Origin of the sequence: Oceanisphaera psychrotolerans (genome assembly GCF_001870485.1) — a bacterium.
GTDB lineage: Bacteria > Pseudomonadota > Gammaproteobacteria > Enterobacterales > Aeromonadaceae > Oceanimonas > Oceanimonas psychrotolerans.
The window spans coordinates 1-17,201 of record NZ_MDKE01000014.1 but is presented as its reverse complement, the minus strand read 5'-3'; the positions used below and the strand labels follow the sequence as shown (position 1 = coordinate 17,201).

Here is a 17,201-nt window from a genome sequence, read left to right as displayed (position 1 = left end):
CAGCATCCTGAAGCGTGAGCAGAACGGTGATGCACCATTCTGGACAGGTGATAACCAAAAGGCACCACCATGGTGCAATGCCTGCATCGCCAGCGGGCATCGAGGAGAAGAGATTAATGGACAGCATCAGTAGCGCCATCGACACCCTGGCACAGAGTGCCAACACCCTGTTTATTCTGATGGGGGCGGTCATGGTCTTTGCCATGCACGCCGGCTTCGCCTTTCTCGAGGTAGGTACGGTCCGCCACAAGAACCAGGTCAATGCTCTGGTCAAGATCATGACCGACTTCGGTTTTTCCGCCGTCGCCTACTTTTTTGTCGGCTACTGGGTCGCCTACGGCGTCACCTTCTTTCAGGATGCCGAAACCCTGTCGGCCGGCCAGGGTTATGACTGGTGAAGTTCTTCTTTCTGATGACCTTCGCCGCCGCCATTCCCGCCATCGTCTCCGGCGGCATCGCCGAACGGGCAAAATTCTGGCCCATCCTCTGTGCCTCGACGCTGTCGGTGGCCTTCGTCTACCCCTTTTTCGAAGGCATCGTCTGGAACGGCAACTTCGGCCTGCAGGACTGGCTGGCCGCCACCTTCGGCGCCGCCTTTCATGACTTTGCCGGCTCGGTGGTGGTGCATGGTGTGGGCGGCTGGATAGCCCTGATGGCCATCTTGCTGCTGGGGGTACGCCGGGGCCGCTATCGCAACGGCAAGCTGGCGGCCTTTCCGCCGTCGAGCATTCCCTTTCTGGCGCTGGGCGCCTGGATACTGTCCATCGGCTGGTTCGGCTTCAACGTGATGTCGGCTCAGACCCTGGACAGCATTTCCGGACTGGTAGCGCTGAACTCGATGATGGCCATGGTGGGTGGCATTATCGCCGCGCTGATCCTGGGCCGGAACGATCCGGGCTTTATCCATAACGGCCCCCTCGCCGGTCTGGTGGCGATTTGCGCCGGTTCCGATCTGATGCACCCCATCGGGGCCCTGATCGTGGGCATCATCGCCGGCGCCCTGTTCGTATGGCTGTTTACCCTGCAACAGAACAAGTGGAAGATCGACGATGTACTCGGCGTCTGGCCCTTGCACGGTATCTGCGGCGCCTGGGGCGGCATTGCCGCCGGCATTTTCGGCCAGCAGGCGCTGGGCGGCCTGGGTGGTGTCAGTATTGTCTCTCAGTTGCTGGGCACTCTCGCCGGCATCACCGTCGCCGTGCTCGGCGGCCTGCTGGTGTACGGCGGCATCCGTCTGCTGGTGGGCATCCGCCTGAGCGACGAGGAAGAATTCAACGGCGCCGATCTCAGCATCCACAAGATTGCCGCCACTTCTGATGACTGACGAATCCCTGCCCGGCAGCAGGAGGCCAGCGCCACGTTTCGGCGCCAGCCTCCCGTATGCCGATGTATACTCCCGCCTTCAGCGCGGCGCCGCCCCATGACGTATATCACCACTCAGCCAGCATAGTACGGGAACCCGGCGGCCGACTGCTGTATCATTCCGAACCCGGCCGGGGTACCCGTGCCACTGTCTTTCTCCCCTGCATTGAAGGAACCGCCTCGTGAGCAATGACAATCGCTACCCCAGCTTCGGGGTGCTGCTGGTGGATGATGAGCCCTCTTTTCTGCGCAGTCTCGATATTGCCCTGGAACGCAAGGCCGGCATCAATCACAGCTATCGCTGCAGCGACAGCCGCGACGTGATGAGCATTATCGCCCGTGAGCCGATCGGGCTGGTGCTGCTGGATCTGACCATGCCCCACCTGTCGGGTGAAGCGCTGTTGCAGCAGATAGTGGAAGAATACCCGGACATCACCGTCATCATCATCAGCGGCCTGAACCAGCTGGAAACCGCCGTCAGCTGTATTCGACTCGGCGCCTACGACTATGTGGTGAAGACCACGGAAGAAGATCGCCTGATCGGCAGTATCAAGCGCGCGATCCGGGCCCAGGAGATGCGCCTGGAAAATCAGGAGATGCGCCGACGCCTGCTGACCGATACCCTGGAACAACCCGAGGTGTTTCACGACATCATCACCCAGGACAAGAGCATGCGCTCGATATTCCAGTATCTGGAGGCCATATCGGCCAGCCGGCAGCCGGTGCTGATCAGCGGAGAAAGCGGCGTGGGCAAGGAACTGATCGCCCGCGCCATTCACGGCCTGAGCAAACGAAGCGGCCCCATGGTCTGCGTGAACGTCGCGGGGCTGGACGACAACATGTTTGCCGACACCCTGTTCGGCCATCATCGCGGCGCCTTTACCGGCGCCGACAAGAGCAGAGCCGGCATGATCGAACAGGCGGCGGGCGGCACCCTGTTTCTGGACGAAATCGGCGATCTGAGTCTGGCGTCCCAGGTCAAACTGCTGCGCCTGCTGCAGGAAGGGGAATATTACCCTCTGGGCAGCGATCGTCCCCGGCGGCTACAGGCTCGCATCGTGGTCGCCACCCACCAGGATCTGGCCAGAAAACAACAGAGTGGTGACTTCCGCAAGGATCTCTACTACCGACTGCGTACCCACCAGGTAGAGGTGCCACCGCTGCGCCGGCGCAAGGGCGACATTCCCCTGCTGCTGGCCCATTTTTTGGCAGAAGCCGCAGAAGAACTGGGCAAGGCCGTCCCCAGCATCCCCAAGGAGCTGCCGGTATTACTGGCCAATTACGAGTTCCCCGGCAACGTGCGCGAGCTGCGCGCCTGGTATTCGATGCCACCAGCCAGCATCGCAGCCGGATGCTGTCGATGGAGGTGTTTCGGCGGGCACTGAATCAGGAGCCGGTCCATATGGAGCCCACTACCAGCCCGGAGCAGGGCCCGTTCGGACAGCTTCAACCCCTGCCCACGCTGCAACAGGCCGGTGAGCTGCTGGTGGCAGAGGCCATGCGCCGCGCCCAGGGTAACCAGTCGCTGGCTTCCCGCCTGCTGGGGATCTCCCAACCCGCCCTGAGCAAACGACTGAAAAAGTCCGCCACCGAAGATGCCGAAGGCGGTGAACACGGATGAGCGGCAGCCCCCTGAAGAAGCCTTAATCCCCTCTGCCAATGGCAGCGCCATCAGTTTCGCGATGCCCGTTTGCGGGCTTCTGCATCGCCTTTTCGCATCATGCTCATCGTCGTTAAGGCAGGAATCAAGGCCCTGATGTCCTGGCGAGCCGGCAAAACCCCTATAACATTAATTATGGCTATAACCTGACGGTGAGCATGAAAACCCCTAAACAAACAACAATTTAGCCGTAAAAACCTCCCCCATCCATAGCCATGGTTATACCTATACCCGGTAACCACTCTCCCGCTTCTAAATGATTTTTCCTTTAAAAAACAAAAAATTAACCATAAAATACACAATTGGCACCTTACTTGCTTTAGAGTGCGGCGCGGTTCAGACCGCCGCCGCCCCGATCTGCTCGGCGGTGGCAACACCGGGGCCGCCGGCCCCTTCTCGGGCGTTATTGACGCCTCCGTTTTTGAGCCCTTATATCGGATAAGGAGAATCCATCTGATGACAACCGACAAGAAAAAAATGTCGCTGACCGGCAAGGTCCTGCTCGGCATGAGCCTCGGCATTCTGGCCGGCTTTATTTTCCGTACCCTGCTGGCCGAAGTCGCCCTGGTGCAGGAATATATCGTCAATGGCCTGCTGCAGGTGGTTGGTCAGATCTTTATCGCCAGCCTCAAGATGCTGGTGGTACCGCTGATCTTCGTCTCGCTGGTGTGTGGCACCAGTTCACTGAAAGACCTGTCCACCCTCGGCCGCCTCGGTGGCAAGACCCTGACCTTTTATCTGGTCACCACCGCCATCGCCATCACCCTGGCACTGTTGATGGGTAACCTGTTCAAGCCCGGCGAAGGCGTCGATCTCACTGCCGCTACCTCCTTTGCCGCCAAGGAAGCGCCCACCCTGGGCGAGGTGATCATCGGCATGTTCCCCACCAATCCCATCAACTCCATGGCTCAGGGCAATACCCTGCAGATCATCGTGTTTGCGGTACTGTTCGGCATTGCCATCAGCCTGGCCGGCAAGCCGGGGGAGCGTATCGCCGCCCTGTTCAGCGACCTCAACGACGTCATCATGAAGCTGGTGATGCTGCTGATGAATCTGGCCCCCTATGGCGTGTTCTGCCTGATGGCCCAGCTGTTCACCGGCCTGGGACTGGATGCCATCTTCAACCTGATGGAATATTTCCTGGTGCTGGCCGGCACCCTGCTGCTGCACGGCCTGGTGACCTACTCCATCATGTTTAGGGCTTTTACCGGACTGAACCCGCTGATCTTCCTGAAGAAAATGGAAGATGCCATCATGTTCGCCTTCTCCACCGCCTCCTCCAACGCCACCATTCCGGTGACCATGGAAACCGCCACGCGCCGTATGGGGGTAGACAACAAGATAGCCTCCTTTACCGTACCGCTGGGCGCCACCATCAACATGGATGGCACCGCTATCATGCAGGGTGTGGCTACCGCCTTTATCGCCCAGGCCTTCAACATCGATCTGACCTTCAATGATTACCTGATGGTGATCATGACCGCCACCCTGGCTTCTGTCGGCACCGCCGGTGTACCCGGAGTGGGTCTGATCATGCTGGCCATGGTGCTGAACCAGGTGGGTCTGCCGGTAGAAGGCATTGCGCTGATCATCGGCGTGGATCGTCTGCTGGACATGATCCGCACCGCGGTCAACATCACCGGTGATTCGGTGGTGACCTGTATCGTCGGCAAGAGCGAAGGCGCCATGGATGTGGCCCGCTTCAACAACCCCAACGCCGGCAAGCGGGAAGAAGAAATCCACTTCCCGCACGGCGCAGGACAGCAGTCCAGCACCAAGGCCTGATCACGGCGCTACGCCTGCACCAACGCCCGGGTTTCGCCCGGGCGTTTTTTATTCCCGGCCACTTCCCCCTGCGATGAATATTTCAGGGTCTCCACCCGAAAAACTATCGCCCTTTCCATTGCTCTCCATCGGCGAAAATCGCATTATGGTTTCATATGTTACTGTTTGGGGATAAGAATGGACTCTTCTGCCTCAAGTATTGCCCCAGCCCCGCTCTCCGAACGGCACCGGAGCCGCCACCGGTGGTACGGACTATGGCTATGGTTGTTGCTCGCCCCCGTTACCGGGAGCTGGGCCGTCGATGCCTCGGTACCCCTGAATGTTTCCCAGCAGGCCTATGTCAGTGCTCATCCGCAGATCTCGATGTGCGTGGACCCGGACTGGCTGCCCTTCGAAGCCATCGACGACCATAACCGGCATGTGGGCATTGCCGCCGACCTGATAGCCCTGGTGGCCGCCAAAACCGGGCTGCAAATACAGCTGCACCCCACCACCAGCTGGGAAGACAGTCTGACCGCTTCCCGGAATGGCGACTGTGTGGCCTTGAGTCTGCTCAACCAGACCCCCGAGCGGGAACGGTGGCTGATCTTCACCGACACGCTGCTGGACGATGCCAATGTGCTGATCACCCGGGAAGAACACCCCTTCATCTCCGATGTGTCCCGCCTGAAACATCAAACCATCGCCCTGCCCCGCGGCACCGCCATGGCGGAGTTTTTCGCCCGGGACTTTCCCAACCTGACCATTATCCACACCGAGTCGGAAACCGAGGCCCTGCGGCTGGTATCGGAACGAAAGGCCGACATGACCCTGCGATCGCTGATCGTCGCTGCCAACACCATCAAACGAGAAGGCTGGTTCAACCTCAAGATTTCAGGACAAATCCCCGGTTACAACAACCGGCTGCGCATGGGCGTACTCAAATCGGAACAGACCCTGCGCGATATTCTAAATCAGGGCATCGCCGCCATTACCGAGCAGGAACGGCAACAGGTGATGAACCGCCACCTGTCATTGCAGATGGTGCCGGAAATGGTCACCGATTATCGTCTGGCAACGTTACTGGGGCTCATGCTGATGGCCGTGCTTGCCACCAGTCTGTTCTGGGCCTGGCGCCTGAACGCGGTAAACCGGCAACTCAGGGACATGGCGCAGACCGATGCCCTGACCCTGCTGCCCAACCGGCACGGGCTGAACGTCAGCCTGGAAATAGACCTGCGACGGGCACAACGATACGGGCGCCCGCTGTCGGTGATCATGCTCGATATCGATCACTTCAAACGGATCAACGACCAGTACGGCCACCTGACCGGCGACAAGGTGCTGGCCCGGTTCGGTCGGCTGCTGCAGAACAACCTGCGCGAGACCGACTCCGTCTGCCGATGGGGAGGAGAGGAGTTCCTGGTGCTGTGCTTTGAAACCGATCTCGCCCAGGGCAAGCTGCTGGCCGAACGGCTGCTGGCCAGCATCCGTCAGCATCGTTTCCCCTGCCGGGGTGGCATCACCGCCAGTGCAGGCATCGCCCAGCTCGAACCCGAGGATACCGTCGACAGCCTGGTGCAGCATGCAGACAATGCCCTCTATACCGCCAAGCATAATGGCAGAGACCAGGCCTGCACGACCGAGGCGAGCAGGGTGGCTGCCGCCATGGTGGGAGGCGCCGATCTGGATGACCATGCCTGAATACGGCCGCACCATCATGCTGATATCAGGGCGAAACATATATATTTAGTCGAATCAAGCCACAGAATTTACTCAGGACGCTTAAGTCTTGAGGGCGATATGTCATACAATGCCGGTCGGCTATTCAATCCAGCGGCATTGAGCAGCGTCAGTATCGGCCAAAAGCAGGTATTGAGCTGAGCCGCTGAACCCCCATCTATCAAGCAGGGAACGAGCGAAATAATGACAATCAAAGCACCAACCATCGTATATACCTTGACCGACGAAGCCCCCGCCCTGGCTACCTACTCTTTGCTTCCCATCGTGCGCACCTTTGCCAGCAGCGCCGGCATCAACGTGACCCTGAGCGACATCTCTCTGGCCGGTCGCGTACTGGCCGCCTTCCCCGAGCGCCTGACCGAAGCACAGCGAGTGGCCGACGGCCTGAGTGAACTGGGCGAGCTGACCCAGGATCCGCACGCCAACATCATCAAGCTGCCCAACATCAGCGCCTCGGTGCCGCAGCTACGTGCCTGTATCAAGGAGCTGCAAGGTCAGGGCTACGACATTCCCGATCTGCCGGAAGAGGCAAAAACCGACGAAGAAAAGTCTGCCCTCGAGCGTTACTCCAAAATCCTCGGCAGCGCGGTCAACCCGGTACTGCGCCAGGGCAACTCCGATCGTCGTGCCCCGGCTGCGGTCAAGGCGTTTGTACGCAAATATCCTCACTCCATGGGTGCCTGGAGCAAGGCCTCCCGTTCTCACGCCGACTACATGAATGGCGGCGACTTCTTCTCCAGCGAACAGTCCGTCACCATGGATAAAGACCAGACCGTTCGCATCGAGTTCGTCAATCAGGCCGGTCAGGTCGAGCTGAAGAAAGAACTGCCGCTGCAGGCCGGTGAAGTGCTGGACGGCATGTTCATGAGCGCCAAGGCGCTGGAAGCCTTCTTCGAACAGACCCTGCAGGACTGCAAAGAAACCGGCGTGATGTGGTCACTGCACGTCAAGGCTACCATGATGAAGGTGTCTCACCCCATCGTGTTCGGCCACGCGGTCAAGGTGTTCTACCGTGAGGTATTCGAGAAATACGGCGAGCTGTTCAACGAGCTGGGTGTCAACCCCAACAACGGCATGAACAGCGTTCTGGAGAAGATCAAGAGCCTGCCCCAGTCCACTCAGGACGAAATCGAGCAAGCCATTCACGACTGCTATGAGCATCGCCCGGAAATGGCCATGGTCGACTCGGTCAAGGGCATCACCAACCTGCACGTGCCGAGCGACGTGATCGTGGATGCCTCCATGCCGGCGATGATCCGCAACTCCGGTCAGATGTGGGGCCGTGATGGCAAACAGAAAGACACCAAGGCGGTCATGCCGGAAAGCACCTACGCCCGCATCTATCAGGAAGTCATCAACTTCTGCAAGACCAACGGCGCCTTCGATCCTCGCACCATGGGCACCGTACCCAACGTGGGCCTGATGGCGATGAAGGCCGAAGAATACGGCTCTCACGACAAGACCTTCGAACTGCGTGAAAACGGCACCATGCGCGTGGTCGATGCCAACGGTCAGGTACTGATGCAGCACGACGTGGAAAAAGGCGATATCTGGCGTGCCTGCCAGACCAAGGACGCCGCCATTCGCGACTGGGTGAAGCTGGCCGTAACCCGCGCCCGCAACTCCGCCACCCCGGCAGTATTCTGGCTGGATGCCGAGCGCGCCCATGACAATGAGCTGCGCAAGAAGGTGGAAGCCTACCTGCAGGAGCACGATCTGAACGGCCTCGACATTCACATCATGTCCTACAACGAAGCCATCCGTTTCTCCATGGAGCGCATGAAGCGTGGCCTGGACACCATTTCCGTGACCGGCAACGTGCTGCGCGACTACCTGACCGATCTGTTCCCGATCATGGAACTGGGCACCTCGGCCAAGATGCTGTCCATCGTGCCGATGCTGGCCGGCGGCGGCATGTACGAAACCGGTGCCGGCGGCTCCGCCCCCAAGCACGTGCAGCAGCTGATGGAAGAAAACCACCTGCGTTGGGACTCGCTGGGTGAGTTCCTGGCGCTGGCGGTATCGCTGGAAGAGCTGGGCATCAAGGAAGGCAACGCCCGTGCCAAGATCCTGGCCAAGTGCCTGGACAAGGCCACCGAGCTGCTGCTGGACAACGGCAAGTCGCCGTCTCGCCGGGCCGGTGAGCTGGACAACCGTGGCAGCCACTTCTACCTGAGCCTGTACTGGGCCCAGCAAGTCGCCGCCCAGACCGACGACGCCGAACTGGCCGCCCACTTCGCCCCGCTGGCCAAGACGCTGACCGAGCAGGAGGCCCAAATCGTGGCCGAACTGAACGAAGTACAGGGCAAGTCCGCTGGCCTCGACGGTTATTACCATGTCGACCCGGCCGCGGTGGAGAAAGTGATGCGCCCCAGCGCTACCCTGAACCAGGCCCTGGAGCAGGTAAAAGGCTGAGCGTCTTTATAATCCGAAATAACAAACCCGGCTCCGGCCGGGTTTTTACATTACAGGTCCCGCAACCGTTCATGATGCTAGACTCACTCTGAGCTTTATCTCAGGAGCATAGCCCTTCATGTACAGATCCATTATGTACAAATCCATTGTGCATTCCCTCGCCACCCAATCCCTGGCCGGTCTGGTGCTGAGCTACCATTTCTGAGCGGAACCTCACTCCACCCTATCATTCGTCATTCCGGCGAAAAAACAGGCAACAGGGGTTGCCTGTTTTGTTTTCCGGCAACTATGCTGTTTCCAGGCCATCTTGCTATCTTTGTTATTGCTGTAATGTTTTGAACTCTACCTTTTGCAGCTAGGTGGCACCATTGGCGCCCATTCATTAAAACCCCTTTAAAAACCACAATATAACCAAAAACATCTGAAAAATGATGACAAAACGTATCATTCAGCAATATTCCCTGCTCGGCGCGGCCCACCAAATCATATTTGAACGCCCCCTCTTCTTGCGTCTTCATGCTTATTTTGCCAGTCTATAATAGCCCCAAATGAGGTTAGAGAACGAAACGAAGGAGAGCATAAAATGGACAAGCAAAAAGGATTCAAGCGCAGACTCAAGCAACTAACCGGACTGTCGGCGCTGGCGTTATTCACCTGTACTGCCGCGCAGGCCGCCAACTGGCGCTATGCCCACGAAGAATACGAGGGTGATGTGCAGGACGTATACGCGCAAAAGTTCAAGGAATACATCGAGGAGCACTCGGATCACAGCCTGCAGATTTACCGTTTTGGCGAGCTGGGCGAGTCCGACGACATCATGGAACAAACCCAGGCGGGCATTCTCAACTTCGTCAACCAGTCTCCCGGCTTTACCGGCGCCCTGATCCCCGAAGCCAGATTTTCTTCATTCCCTATCTGATGCCCACCGACATGAACCAGGTGGTAAGCTTCTTCCGCGAGAGCAAGGCCATCAACGAAGACTTTCCCAAGCTTTATGCCCAAAAGGGCCTGGAGCTGCTGAAGATGTATCCCGAAGGCGAAATGGTCATCACCCTGGATGAACCCGCCACCACGCCGGAAGAGCTGAACAACAAGAAAATCCGGGTCATGACCAACCCGCTGCTGTCGGAAACCTATTCCGCCTTCGGCGCCACCCCGACCCCCCTGCCCTGGGGTGAAGTCTATGGTGCCCTGCAGACCAACATGATCCAGGGTCAGGAAAACCCGATTTTCTGGATTGAATCCGGCGGCCTCTACGAGGTGTCCCCCAACCTGATTTTCACCGGTCACGGCTGGTTTACCACCGCCATGATGGCGAATCAGGATTTCTACAACGACCTGTCCGATGAGGACCAGCAGCTGGTACAGAAGGCCGCCGACTATGCCTTCGAAGAAATCATCCAGCACATCGACGGCCTCGCCGACCGCTCGCTCGAAAAAATCACCAAGAGCAGCGACAAGGTCACGGTCACTCGCCTGGACGACGCCCAGATTGCCGCCTTCAAGGCCCGAGCGCCCAAGGTCGAGGACAAGTTTATCGACATGACCGGTGACAACGGCAAGACACTGCTGAACCAGTTCAAACAAGATCTTGAACGTCTGCAAACCAACTGATCCCTGGCCCACTGCGCGATACCTGTGGGCCTGACGTTAATCCCCGCCCCGAGGCTTTGGCCCTGCGGTGGCGGGGCTGCTCCGGAGCACAACCATGTCTGAGCACACTCCCGAAATAGAAGATGACACCGCTGGCTACGAATCTGGTCTGCCGGGGTTACTCGGCGTGATGGACGAGTGGATCGCCAGATTCGAAGCCGTGATGCTGGCAACCGGCGTGTTGCTGATGGCGGTCAACACCTGTGCCAATGTCATCGCCCGCTTCCTGTTCGGAGAAGGGTTCTTCTTCTCCGGCGAGATCAACCGCATCCTGATTATCTTCATCACCTTCGCCGGCCTCGGTTACGCCGCCCGCCACGGTCGCCACATCCGCATGTCGGCCCTCTACGATGCGCTACCCGCCAAAGCCAGAAAAGTACTGATGATATTCATCGCGCTCTTTACCGCCCTGGTCATGTTTTTTCTCAGCTACCACGCCTACGGTTATATCGACACCCTTCACAGTCGCGGCCGCATTCTGCCGGCACTGGGCTTCGAAATCTGGTGGATTTACGTCTGGGCGCCCGTGGGTTTTGCCATCACCGGCATTCAGTACCTGCTGACCGCCATCAAAAACATCACCAGCGACGGCGTCTATCTCTCCACCGGGGTGGTGGATGGCTACAGCGATACCGAGACCGAAGTGTAATGTCGGGCATGGCTTCAATAACCATAAAAAAGGCATAAACCATGGCAACGCTATTAATGGCTATCATGATTGGGCTGCTGCTGTTAGGTTTTCCCATGATGATTCCGCTGATCACCGCCTCGGTGGTCGGCTTCGTGATGATGTTCGACGGCTTCGGTCAGATGGGCACCTTTATCCAGCAGATGATGGGCGGTATTCGTCCGGCCTCGCTGATTGCGGTGCCGATGTTTATTCTCGCCGCCGATATCATGACCCGAGGCCACTCCGCCGACCGGCTGATCAACATGGTCATGGCCTTCATCGGCCATATCAAGGGCGGGCTGGCCATCAGCACCGCCACCTCCTGCACCCTGTTCGGTGCCGTGTCCGGCTCGACCCAGGCCACGGTGGTGGCGGTGGGCTCGCCGCTACGCCCGAAAATGCTCAAGGCCGGTTATTCCGACTCCTTTACCCTGGCGCTGATCATCAATGCCAGCGACATCGCCTTCCTTATCCCGCCCAGCATCGGCATGATCATCTATGGGGTCATTTCCGAAACCTCCATCGCCGAACTGTTTATCGCCGGTATCGGGCCCGGGCTGTTGATCCTGGTGATGTTTTCACTCTACTGCCTTTATTACGCCCATAAAAACGAGGTGCCCACCGAACCGAAAGCCAGCTGGTCCGAGCGCTTGGTCGCGGTCCGGATGGCGCTGTGGCCACTGTTTTTTCCGGTGATCATCGTCGGCGGTATCTATGGCGGTATTTTCAGCCCCACCGAGGCCGCCGCCGTCTGCGTACTTTATGCCTTCCTGCTGGAGTTTGTGGTGTTTCGATCGCTCAAACTCAAGGAAATCTATCGCATCGCCAAATCCACCGGACTGATCACCGCCGTGGTCTTCATTCTGGTCGCGGTGGGTAACGGCTTTTCCTGGATACTGTCGTTCGCCCAGGTACCACAGGCCATTCTCGAGTCGGTCGGCGTCAACGAAGCCGGTCCGGTGGGAGTGCTGATCGCCATCTGTGTGGCGTTCTTTATCGCCTGCATGTTTGTGGACCCCATCGTGGTGATCCTGGTGCTGACCCCCATTTTTGCACCGGCCATTCAGTCCACCGGGCTGGATCCGGTACTGGTAGGGGTGCTCATTACCCTGCAGGTGGCCATCGGCTCGGCCACCCCGCCGTTCGGCTGCGATATCTTCACTGCCATCGCCATTTTCAAACGACCCTACATGGAAGTGATCCGCGGTACACCGCCGTTCATCTTCATGCTGGTGGCCGCCGCCGGGCTGATTATCGCCTTTCCGGATATCGCGCTGTTTTTGCGTGATATGGCCTTTCCCGATTGATGACGCCATCACCGATACCAGGAGGCAACCGTGTTTCATAAAGTAGTTGTGGCCGTAGACGGCTCCGCTTCTTCACTCAGGGCACTGGACAAAGCCGTGCAATTGCAGCAATTGCTGCCCGATGCCGAGATTTATCTGATCTGCGTCTACAAACACCACAGCCTGTTCGAGGCGACCCTGTCCATCGGACGGCCGGCGGAAATGGACATTCCGGACAAGGTACTGTCGGAATATGCCAGAGAAGTCGTCAATCACGCCAAGGAGCATGCCCGGCAGCTGGGAGCCAGCAAGGTGCGGGGCTTCGTGAAAAGCGGTCGCCCTTCCCGGATCATCGTGAACTTCGCCCGAGAAAAAGAAGCCGATCTGATTGTGGTCGGCACCCGTGGCACCCACAGTGACAAGGAGGGCATGCTGCTCGGCAGTGTTTCTCATCGGGTAACCAGCGCCGCCAAGTGTCCGGTGCTGGTGGTCTGATAAAGCGCCCTCCGGTCGGGAATACCGGCAAGCCCGGCTGCAGAAACAAGCCTGCCATGCTCCCTGAACAACCGGCGCGCTAGCATGCCGCCGGTCTTTTATGCCTATGAAATATAATAAAAATTAGATAGCCTGTGGCCATTGTAATAAAAGGAACTTTATTAACATGTTCTGCACTCTGGCAAGATCATGGCTGCTATCTATCTGTTTGCTGCTGACGATTGGCAGTTCATACAGCCAGGCTGCATCACGACAACTGGTCATTCTCAACTGGTCGGATTATCTGGATCCCGCTCTGGTCGCACAGTTTGAACGTCAATACGATGCCGACGTCGCCGAAATCTATTACAGCTCGGACGATCAACGCACCGAAATGATGCTGGTCAACGGCGGCCGGGGCTACGACCTGATACTGGTGTCCGGTGTCAGCCTGGAAACCTATGCCAGGCGGGGCTGGATTGCAGAACTGGATCCCGCCAGGGCGCCTAACCTGCAGCACCTGAATCCCCACTGGTGCCAGGCCGTCGAGGGCGCGGAAAAATATGGCGTGCCCTATTTCTGGGGGACCACCGGCATCCTTTATCGCAGTGACCTGGTCACCACGCCTATCACCCACTGGCAGCAACTGTTCCGACCGGCACCGGAGCTGCAGGGCAAGATAGCCATGATTGAGACCTCGGCAGACATGATTGGCATGGCACTCAAGGCGCTGGGGTATTCCGCCAACAGCACGAACAAGGCCCATCTGGCAGAAGCCGAGACGCTGCTGCTCGAGCAGAAACCCCATGTCCGTACCTACCAGTATATTACTCTGGATGAACAGTCACCGATCCTGAGCGGTGATATTCTGGCGACGATGATGTACAACGGTGACGCCCTGATACTGCAGGAATATAACGATCAGCTTCGCTATGTATTGCCCCGGGAAGGGGGTAATGTCTGGGTGGATTACCTGGCCCTGGGTACCCATGCTCGGGATCCCGATCTGGCCTATGCCTTCCTGGATTTTATCAATGAGCCGGCCCATGCGGCTCAGCAAGCACAATTTGTGTATTACGCCACCCCCAATATGGCAGCCGAAGCACTGCTGCCGGCAGAATTCCTGCAAAATCCGGTTATTTATCCCGACCCGACAACGCTTGAGTCCTCCGAGTTTCATCAAGGGCTGCCCGCCAGAGCGATGCGGCAACGCAATCATATCGCGGCCAGGGTGCTGCAATAAGCCGGTCTGCGGCCAGACAATAAAGAGCATGTATGAAACTGAGCACCAAATTACCCTTGCTGGTTATTCCGCTGATCGCCGGCCCCATGCTGCTGATTGGTCTATTGGCCTATCAGCAACTGAAGGATAATGCCCATACCAAGGGCCAGCAGGAAATACGACTCCTGATGGACTCACTTCAAAGTCGGGTAACGCAGATAACCGAGGTTGCCCTGGCCAATGTCTCGGTTTTTGCCGACGACCCCTTATTCAAAAACTATGTTCTGACCGACGATCTCGAAGAACGTTATGCCCTGATGCAACGTCCGCTGCAGAGCAAACTCGCCAGCATTCAAAACATATACCCGGATTATTACGAGATTCGGGTGCTGCAGCCCGACGGCTTTGAAGATATTCGTCTGACCAACCGCAACATCATCAACCGGACCGAAGAGGAAGGTGAAAGCCCCCACTTCATGGCGATCCAGCAGGCTTCCAGCGACCTGCTCAGTCGCATCATGCTCAACCCCGACAACCAGGAGCCGGCTCTTTATGTATCGCGCCGCATTCGGCTGATTAATACCGCCACCGAGTCCTTCCGTGCGGAGCCCGAATTGCGTGGCTATCTCAGCCTGACCATCAGCCTGCAACCGCTGATCGATATGTTGCCATCCACCCCCTGGAATGGCGCAGAACTGCTGCTGACCGATAACCGTCACCACGTGCTGGCCACCTCTCTGTCAGCGGAGCAGACTCGGCAGCCCTTCAGCGATCGCATGACCATCATCGATGAACACCCGCAGGCAGTACAGAGATCGAGTTCCAGGGACAGCCCTATCAGCATCACAGCCGGCAGCTACATCCGGATTTGCAGGTACACCTGCTGCTGCCCGAAGCAGAACTGTTGCGGGACTCCCGTCATATCGGCCGGCTGGTATTAATCGTCTGCCTGGGGGCCGTGGTGCTGTCGGTGCCACTATTGCTGCTACTGTTTCGTAATCAGTTCCTCAAACCGGTGCAACGCCTGAACCGGGCGCTGGCCAGCATGGGGCAGCACCAGCAGCTGATCCAGGTTCCGATCCAGCACGAAGACGAAATCGGGGAGCTGAGCCGCTCTTTCAATCGCATGAGCCTGGCGTTGCAAGAATCGAACAAGCAGATCCGCACCCTTGCCTTTCAGGACAGTCTGACCGGCCTCGCCAATCGACGAATGTTTATCAAGATGGTACGCCGTGAAATAGAGCGGTCGCAAAAACATCAGCAGCAGTTTGCCCTGCTGTTTATGGATCTGGATAACTTCAAGCAGATCAATGATACTCACGGCCACCCGGTCGGGGATCAGCTCCTGGCCAGGGTGGCAAACATCATCCAGGGCAATCTGCGTGCCGATGATGGCCTGTCCCGCCCCATCGTCAGCGATAACCCCTCGGGACTGGCTCGTTTCGGGGGCGATGAATTTACCCTGTTGCTGCGCAACATGGAGTCCGCACTGGACGTGGCGTCCGTCGCCAAACGCCTGCTGAGCGCACTGGCTCAGCCCATAGAGCTGAAAGGAATTTCATGTTATGCCGGCTCCAGCATCGGTATCGCTCTCTATCCGCACGACGGAACCAGCGTCGAGGAGCTGATCAAGCATGCGGATCTGGCCATGTATCAGGCCAAGACCAGCGGCAAGGGCAACTACCAGTTTTTCTCCAAATCCCTGGCAACGCAGTCGCTGCAGCAGGCCCGTCTGGTTCAGCGACTGCATCATGCGGTTGAGAATCAGGCATTTGAGCTCTTCTATCAGCCTATTATCGATAATCACAGTCGCGATCTGGTCGCGGTCGAGGCCCTGGTCCGCTGGACCGATACGGAACTGGGGGTGGTTTCACCGGGCCAGTTTATTCCTCTGGCAGAGAAAAACGGCATGATCGAGGCCATCGGTAACTGGGTACTGGAAGAAGCCGCTCGCCAGTTACAAACCTGGAAAAGCGCGGCTCTGCCCAGCATAAAAGTCGCCGTGAACATTTCCAGCATTCAGCTTCAGCAACCGGGGTTCACCCGCCGGGTAATGGCGCTGCTGGCCAGGTATCAGCTCGCCCCTCAGGACCTGTATCTCGAGTTGACCGAGACGGGGCTGATTCAGGGGCAGGAACAGGTCATGGAAAACCTCTATGAACTGCACCGCAGGGGGACACGAATCGCCCTCGACGACTTTGGTACCGGTTACTCCTCGCTCAGTTACCTGCAGAATCTGCCCATTGATATTCTCAAGATTGACCGCAGCTTCATCATCAACCTCCAGGAGAGCAACAACGGCCTGATCCTGTCGGCAATCATCACCATGGCACATTCGCTGGGAATGCAAGTGGTCGCGGAAGGCGTTGAAGACCAGAGTCATCTGGATTTTCTGACCGCCGAAGGCTGTGATCTGTTGCAGGGCTACCTGTTCGGACGTCCGTCCCCGGCCAACGACATCACCGCGCGACTCACGAACCAGCACCCCGGTACTTTTCGGCCATCACCGGCCTGATGATCACAACTAAAAAGGGCCCTGAGGCCCTTGGCAATAACGCTGAGCGATGATCAGAAATGCCAGCTCAGCCCCAGCATCAGGCCGTTGATATCGTAGTCGCTGCGGTTGATCAGCTGGGCATACTCCGCGAAGAAGGCCACGCCACCGGGGCGGCTCCGGTCCAGAAAGCGCCCCCCGACGCCATAACTGAAGTCGTCTTCCGAGTCAGATATTTTATACGGTATCCCATTCCCCGGGAATTCCATGCTTTTGGCTTCGGCTTTGGCTTTGGTCCAACCAACGAGAGCATAGACGGACATAAAGTCCTTGATGGGAATTTGTGGCAACGCATAAAACCCGAAATAATGCTTTAACTTTGTTTTAAATAGCTGTTCCGAATCTCAGAGATCCCCTCATTTTTATTGCTCAGATAATGCCGAAGATGCGCTTGTATA

14 protein-coding genes and 2 pseudogenes are annotated in these 17,201 nt (G+C 57.8%); 14 read left to right on the top strand and 2 right to left on the bottom strand.

The genetic code is table 11. From position 1 onward, the window contains the following. Positions 1–116 precede the first annotated feature (116 nt). The 7 genes from BFR47_RS19090 to BFR47_RS06635 all read left to right on the top strand — a co-directional run bounded on the left by BFR47_RS19090 (position 117) and on the right by BFR47_RS06635 (position 8,944). The gene (locus tag BFR47_RS19090; protein WP_217645488.1) at positions 117–398 is read left to right on the top strand and encodes a hypothetical protein; all 282 of its coding nucleotides are present in this window, start codon (positions 117–119) and stop codon (positions 396–398) included. Beyond that, positions 395–1,324 (top strand): ammonium transporter, encoded by a 930-nt coding sequence (locus BFR47_RS06655; RefSeq protein ID WP_217645487.1) that lies wholly within the window; start codon positions 395–397, stop codon positions 1,322–1,324. Before BFR47_RS19090 ends, BFR47_RS06655 begins: the two co-directional genes overlap by 4 nt. Positions 1,325–1,544: 220 nt before the next feature. Continuing rightward, a complete protein-coding gene (locus BFR47_RS06650) occupies positions 1,545–2,747 on the top strand; it encodes a sigma-54-dependent transcriptional regulator (protein WP_217645486.1) in 1,203 nt (400 codons plus the stop codon). A gap of 17 nt (positions 2,748–2,764) precedes the next feature. Continuing rightward, positions 2,765–2,983, top strand: a complete 219-nt coding sequence (locus BFR47_RS18145) for a helix-turn-helix domain-containing protein (RefSeq protein WP_217645485.1) — start codon at positions 2,765–2,767, stop codon at positions 2,981–2,983. A 495-nt stretch (positions 2,984–3,478) separates the two neighbouring features. Further along, positions 3,479–4,807 (top strand): dicarboxylate/amino acid:cation symporter, encoded by a 1,329-nt coding sequence (locus BFR47_RS06645; RefSeq protein ID WP_071472345.1) that lies wholly within the window; start codon positions 3,479–3,481, stop codon positions 4,805–4,807. A gap of 267 nt (positions 4,808–5,074) precedes the next feature. Then, positions 5,075–6,490 (top strand): diguanylate cyclase, encoded by a 1,416-nt coding sequence (locus tag BFR47_RS06640; RefSeq protein ID WP_071472344.1) that lies wholly within the window; start codon positions 5,075–5,077, stop codon positions 6,488–6,490. Positions 6,491–6,712: 222 nt separating this feature from the next. After that, a complete protein-coding gene (locus tag BFR47_RS06635) occupies positions 6,713–8,944 on the top strand; it encodes an NADP-dependent isocitrate dehydrogenase (protein WP_071472343.1) in 2,232 nt (743 codons plus the stop codon). A 233-nt stretch (positions 8,945–9,177) separates the two neighbouring features. Here the strand turns inward: BFR47_RS06635 and BFR47_RS17760 are convergent, their stop codons facing one another. Then, positions 9,178–9,462 carry a hypothetical protein gene (locus tag BFR47_RS17760; RefSeq protein WP_139215121.1) on the bottom strand — a complete coding sequence of 95 codons (285 nt, stop codon included), beginning with the start codon at positions 9,460–9,462 and terminating at the stop codon, positions 9,178–9,180. Between the two features lie 65 nt (positions 9,463–9,527). Here BFR47_RS17760 and BFR47_RS06630 point away from each other — a divergent pair. From BFR47_RS06630 to BFR47_RS06600, 7 genes and pseudogenes are all read left to right on the top strand, one after another. Next, a pseudogene (locus BFR47_RS06630) lies at positions 9,528–10,558 on the top strand (TRAP transporter substrate-binding protein). 94 nt (positions 10,559–10,652) lie between these two features. Then, entirely contained in the window at positions 10,653–11,246 is a 594-nt protein-coding gene (locus tag BFR47_RS06625; protein ID WP_071472342.1) for a TRAP transporter small permease, read from the top strand. Between the two features lie 41 nt (positions 11,247–11,287). Next, the gene (locus BFR47_RS06620; protein WP_071472341.1) at positions 11,288–12,574 is read left to right on the top strand and encodes a TRAP transporter large permease; all 1,287 of its coding nucleotides are present in this window, start codon (positions 11,288–11,290) and stop codon (positions 12,572–12,574) included. A 30-nt stretch (positions 12,575–12,604) separates the two neighbouring features. Beyond that, positions 12,605–13,048: a universal stress protein gene (locus BFR47_RS06615; RefSeq protein WP_071472340.1), complete on the top strand. Its 444-nt coding sequence runs from the start codon at positions 12,605–12,607 to the stop codon at positions 13,046–13,048. Between the two features lie 166 nt (positions 13,049–13,214). After that, the gene (locus BFR47_RS06610) at positions 13,215–14,270 is read left to right on the top strand and encodes a polyamine ABC transporter substrate-binding protein (RefSeq protein ID WP_071472339.1); all 1,056 of its coding nucleotides are present in this window, start codon (positions 13,215–13,217) and stop codon (positions 14,268–14,270) included. Between the two features lie 32 nt (positions 14,271–14,302). Next, a complete protein-coding gene (locus tag BFR47_RS06605; RefSeq protein ID WP_071472338.1) occupies positions 14,303–15,190 on the top strand; it encodes a PDC sensor domain-containing protein in 888 nt (295 codons plus the stop codon). Then, on the top strand, positions 15,118–16,764 hold the full coding sequence (locus BFR47_RS06600; protein ID WP_071472337.1) for a bifunctional diguanylate cyclase/phosphodiesterase: 1,647 nt from the start codon (positions 15,118–15,120) through the stop codon (positions 16,762–16,764). The genes BFR47_RS06605 and BFR47_RS06600 overlap by 73 nt, the downstream gene beginning before the upstream one ends. 53 nt (positions 16,765–16,817) lie before the next feature. On the opposite strand, the pseudogene BFR47_RS06595 reads toward BFR47_RS06600, so the two are convergent. Beyond that, a pseudogene (locus BFR47_RS06595) lies at positions 16,818–17,099 on the bottom strand (outer membrane beta-barrel protein); the annotation flags it as partial. Positions 17,100–17,201 lie beyond the last annotated feature (102 nt).

Bases quoted from the DNA above. Each gene is read 5' to 3' on its own strand.
- BFR47_RS06625 (WP_071472342.1), top strand. From the start codon at position 10,653: ATGTCTGAGCACACTCCCGAAATAGAAGATGACACCGCTGGCTACGAA.
- BFR47_RS06605 (WP_071472338.1), top strand. From the start codon at position 14,303: ATGAAACTGAGCACCAAATTACCCTTGCTGGTTATTCCGCTGATCGCC.
- BFR47_RS06635 (WP_071472343.1), top strand. From the start codon at position 6,713: ATGACAATCAAAGCACCAACCATCGTATATACCTTGACCGACGAAGCC.
- BFR47_RS06620 (WP_071472341.1), top strand. From the start codon at position 11,288: ATGGCAACGCTATTAATGGCTATCATGATTGGGCTGCTGCTGTTAGGT.
- BFR47_RS06645 (WP_071472345.1), top strand. From the start codon at position 3,479: ATGACAACCGACAAGAAAAAAATGTCGCTGACCGGCAAGGTCCTGCTC.
- BFR47_RS06610 (WP_071472339.1), top strand. From the start codon at position 13,215: ATGTTCTGCACTCTGGCAAGATCATGGCTGCTATCTATCTGTTTGCTG.
- BFR47_RS19090 (WP_217645488.1), top strand. From the start codon at position 117: ATGGACAGCATCAGTAGCGCCATCGACACCCTGGCACAGAGTGCCAAC.
- BFR47_RS18145 (WP_217645485.1), top strand. From the start codon at position 2,765: ATGGAGCCCACTACCAGCCCGGAGCAGGGCCCGTTCGGACAGCTTCAA.
- BFR47_RS17760 (WP_139215121.1), bottom strand. From the start codon at position 9,462: ATGAAGACGCAAGAAGAGGGGGCGTTCAAATATGATTTGGTGGGCCGC.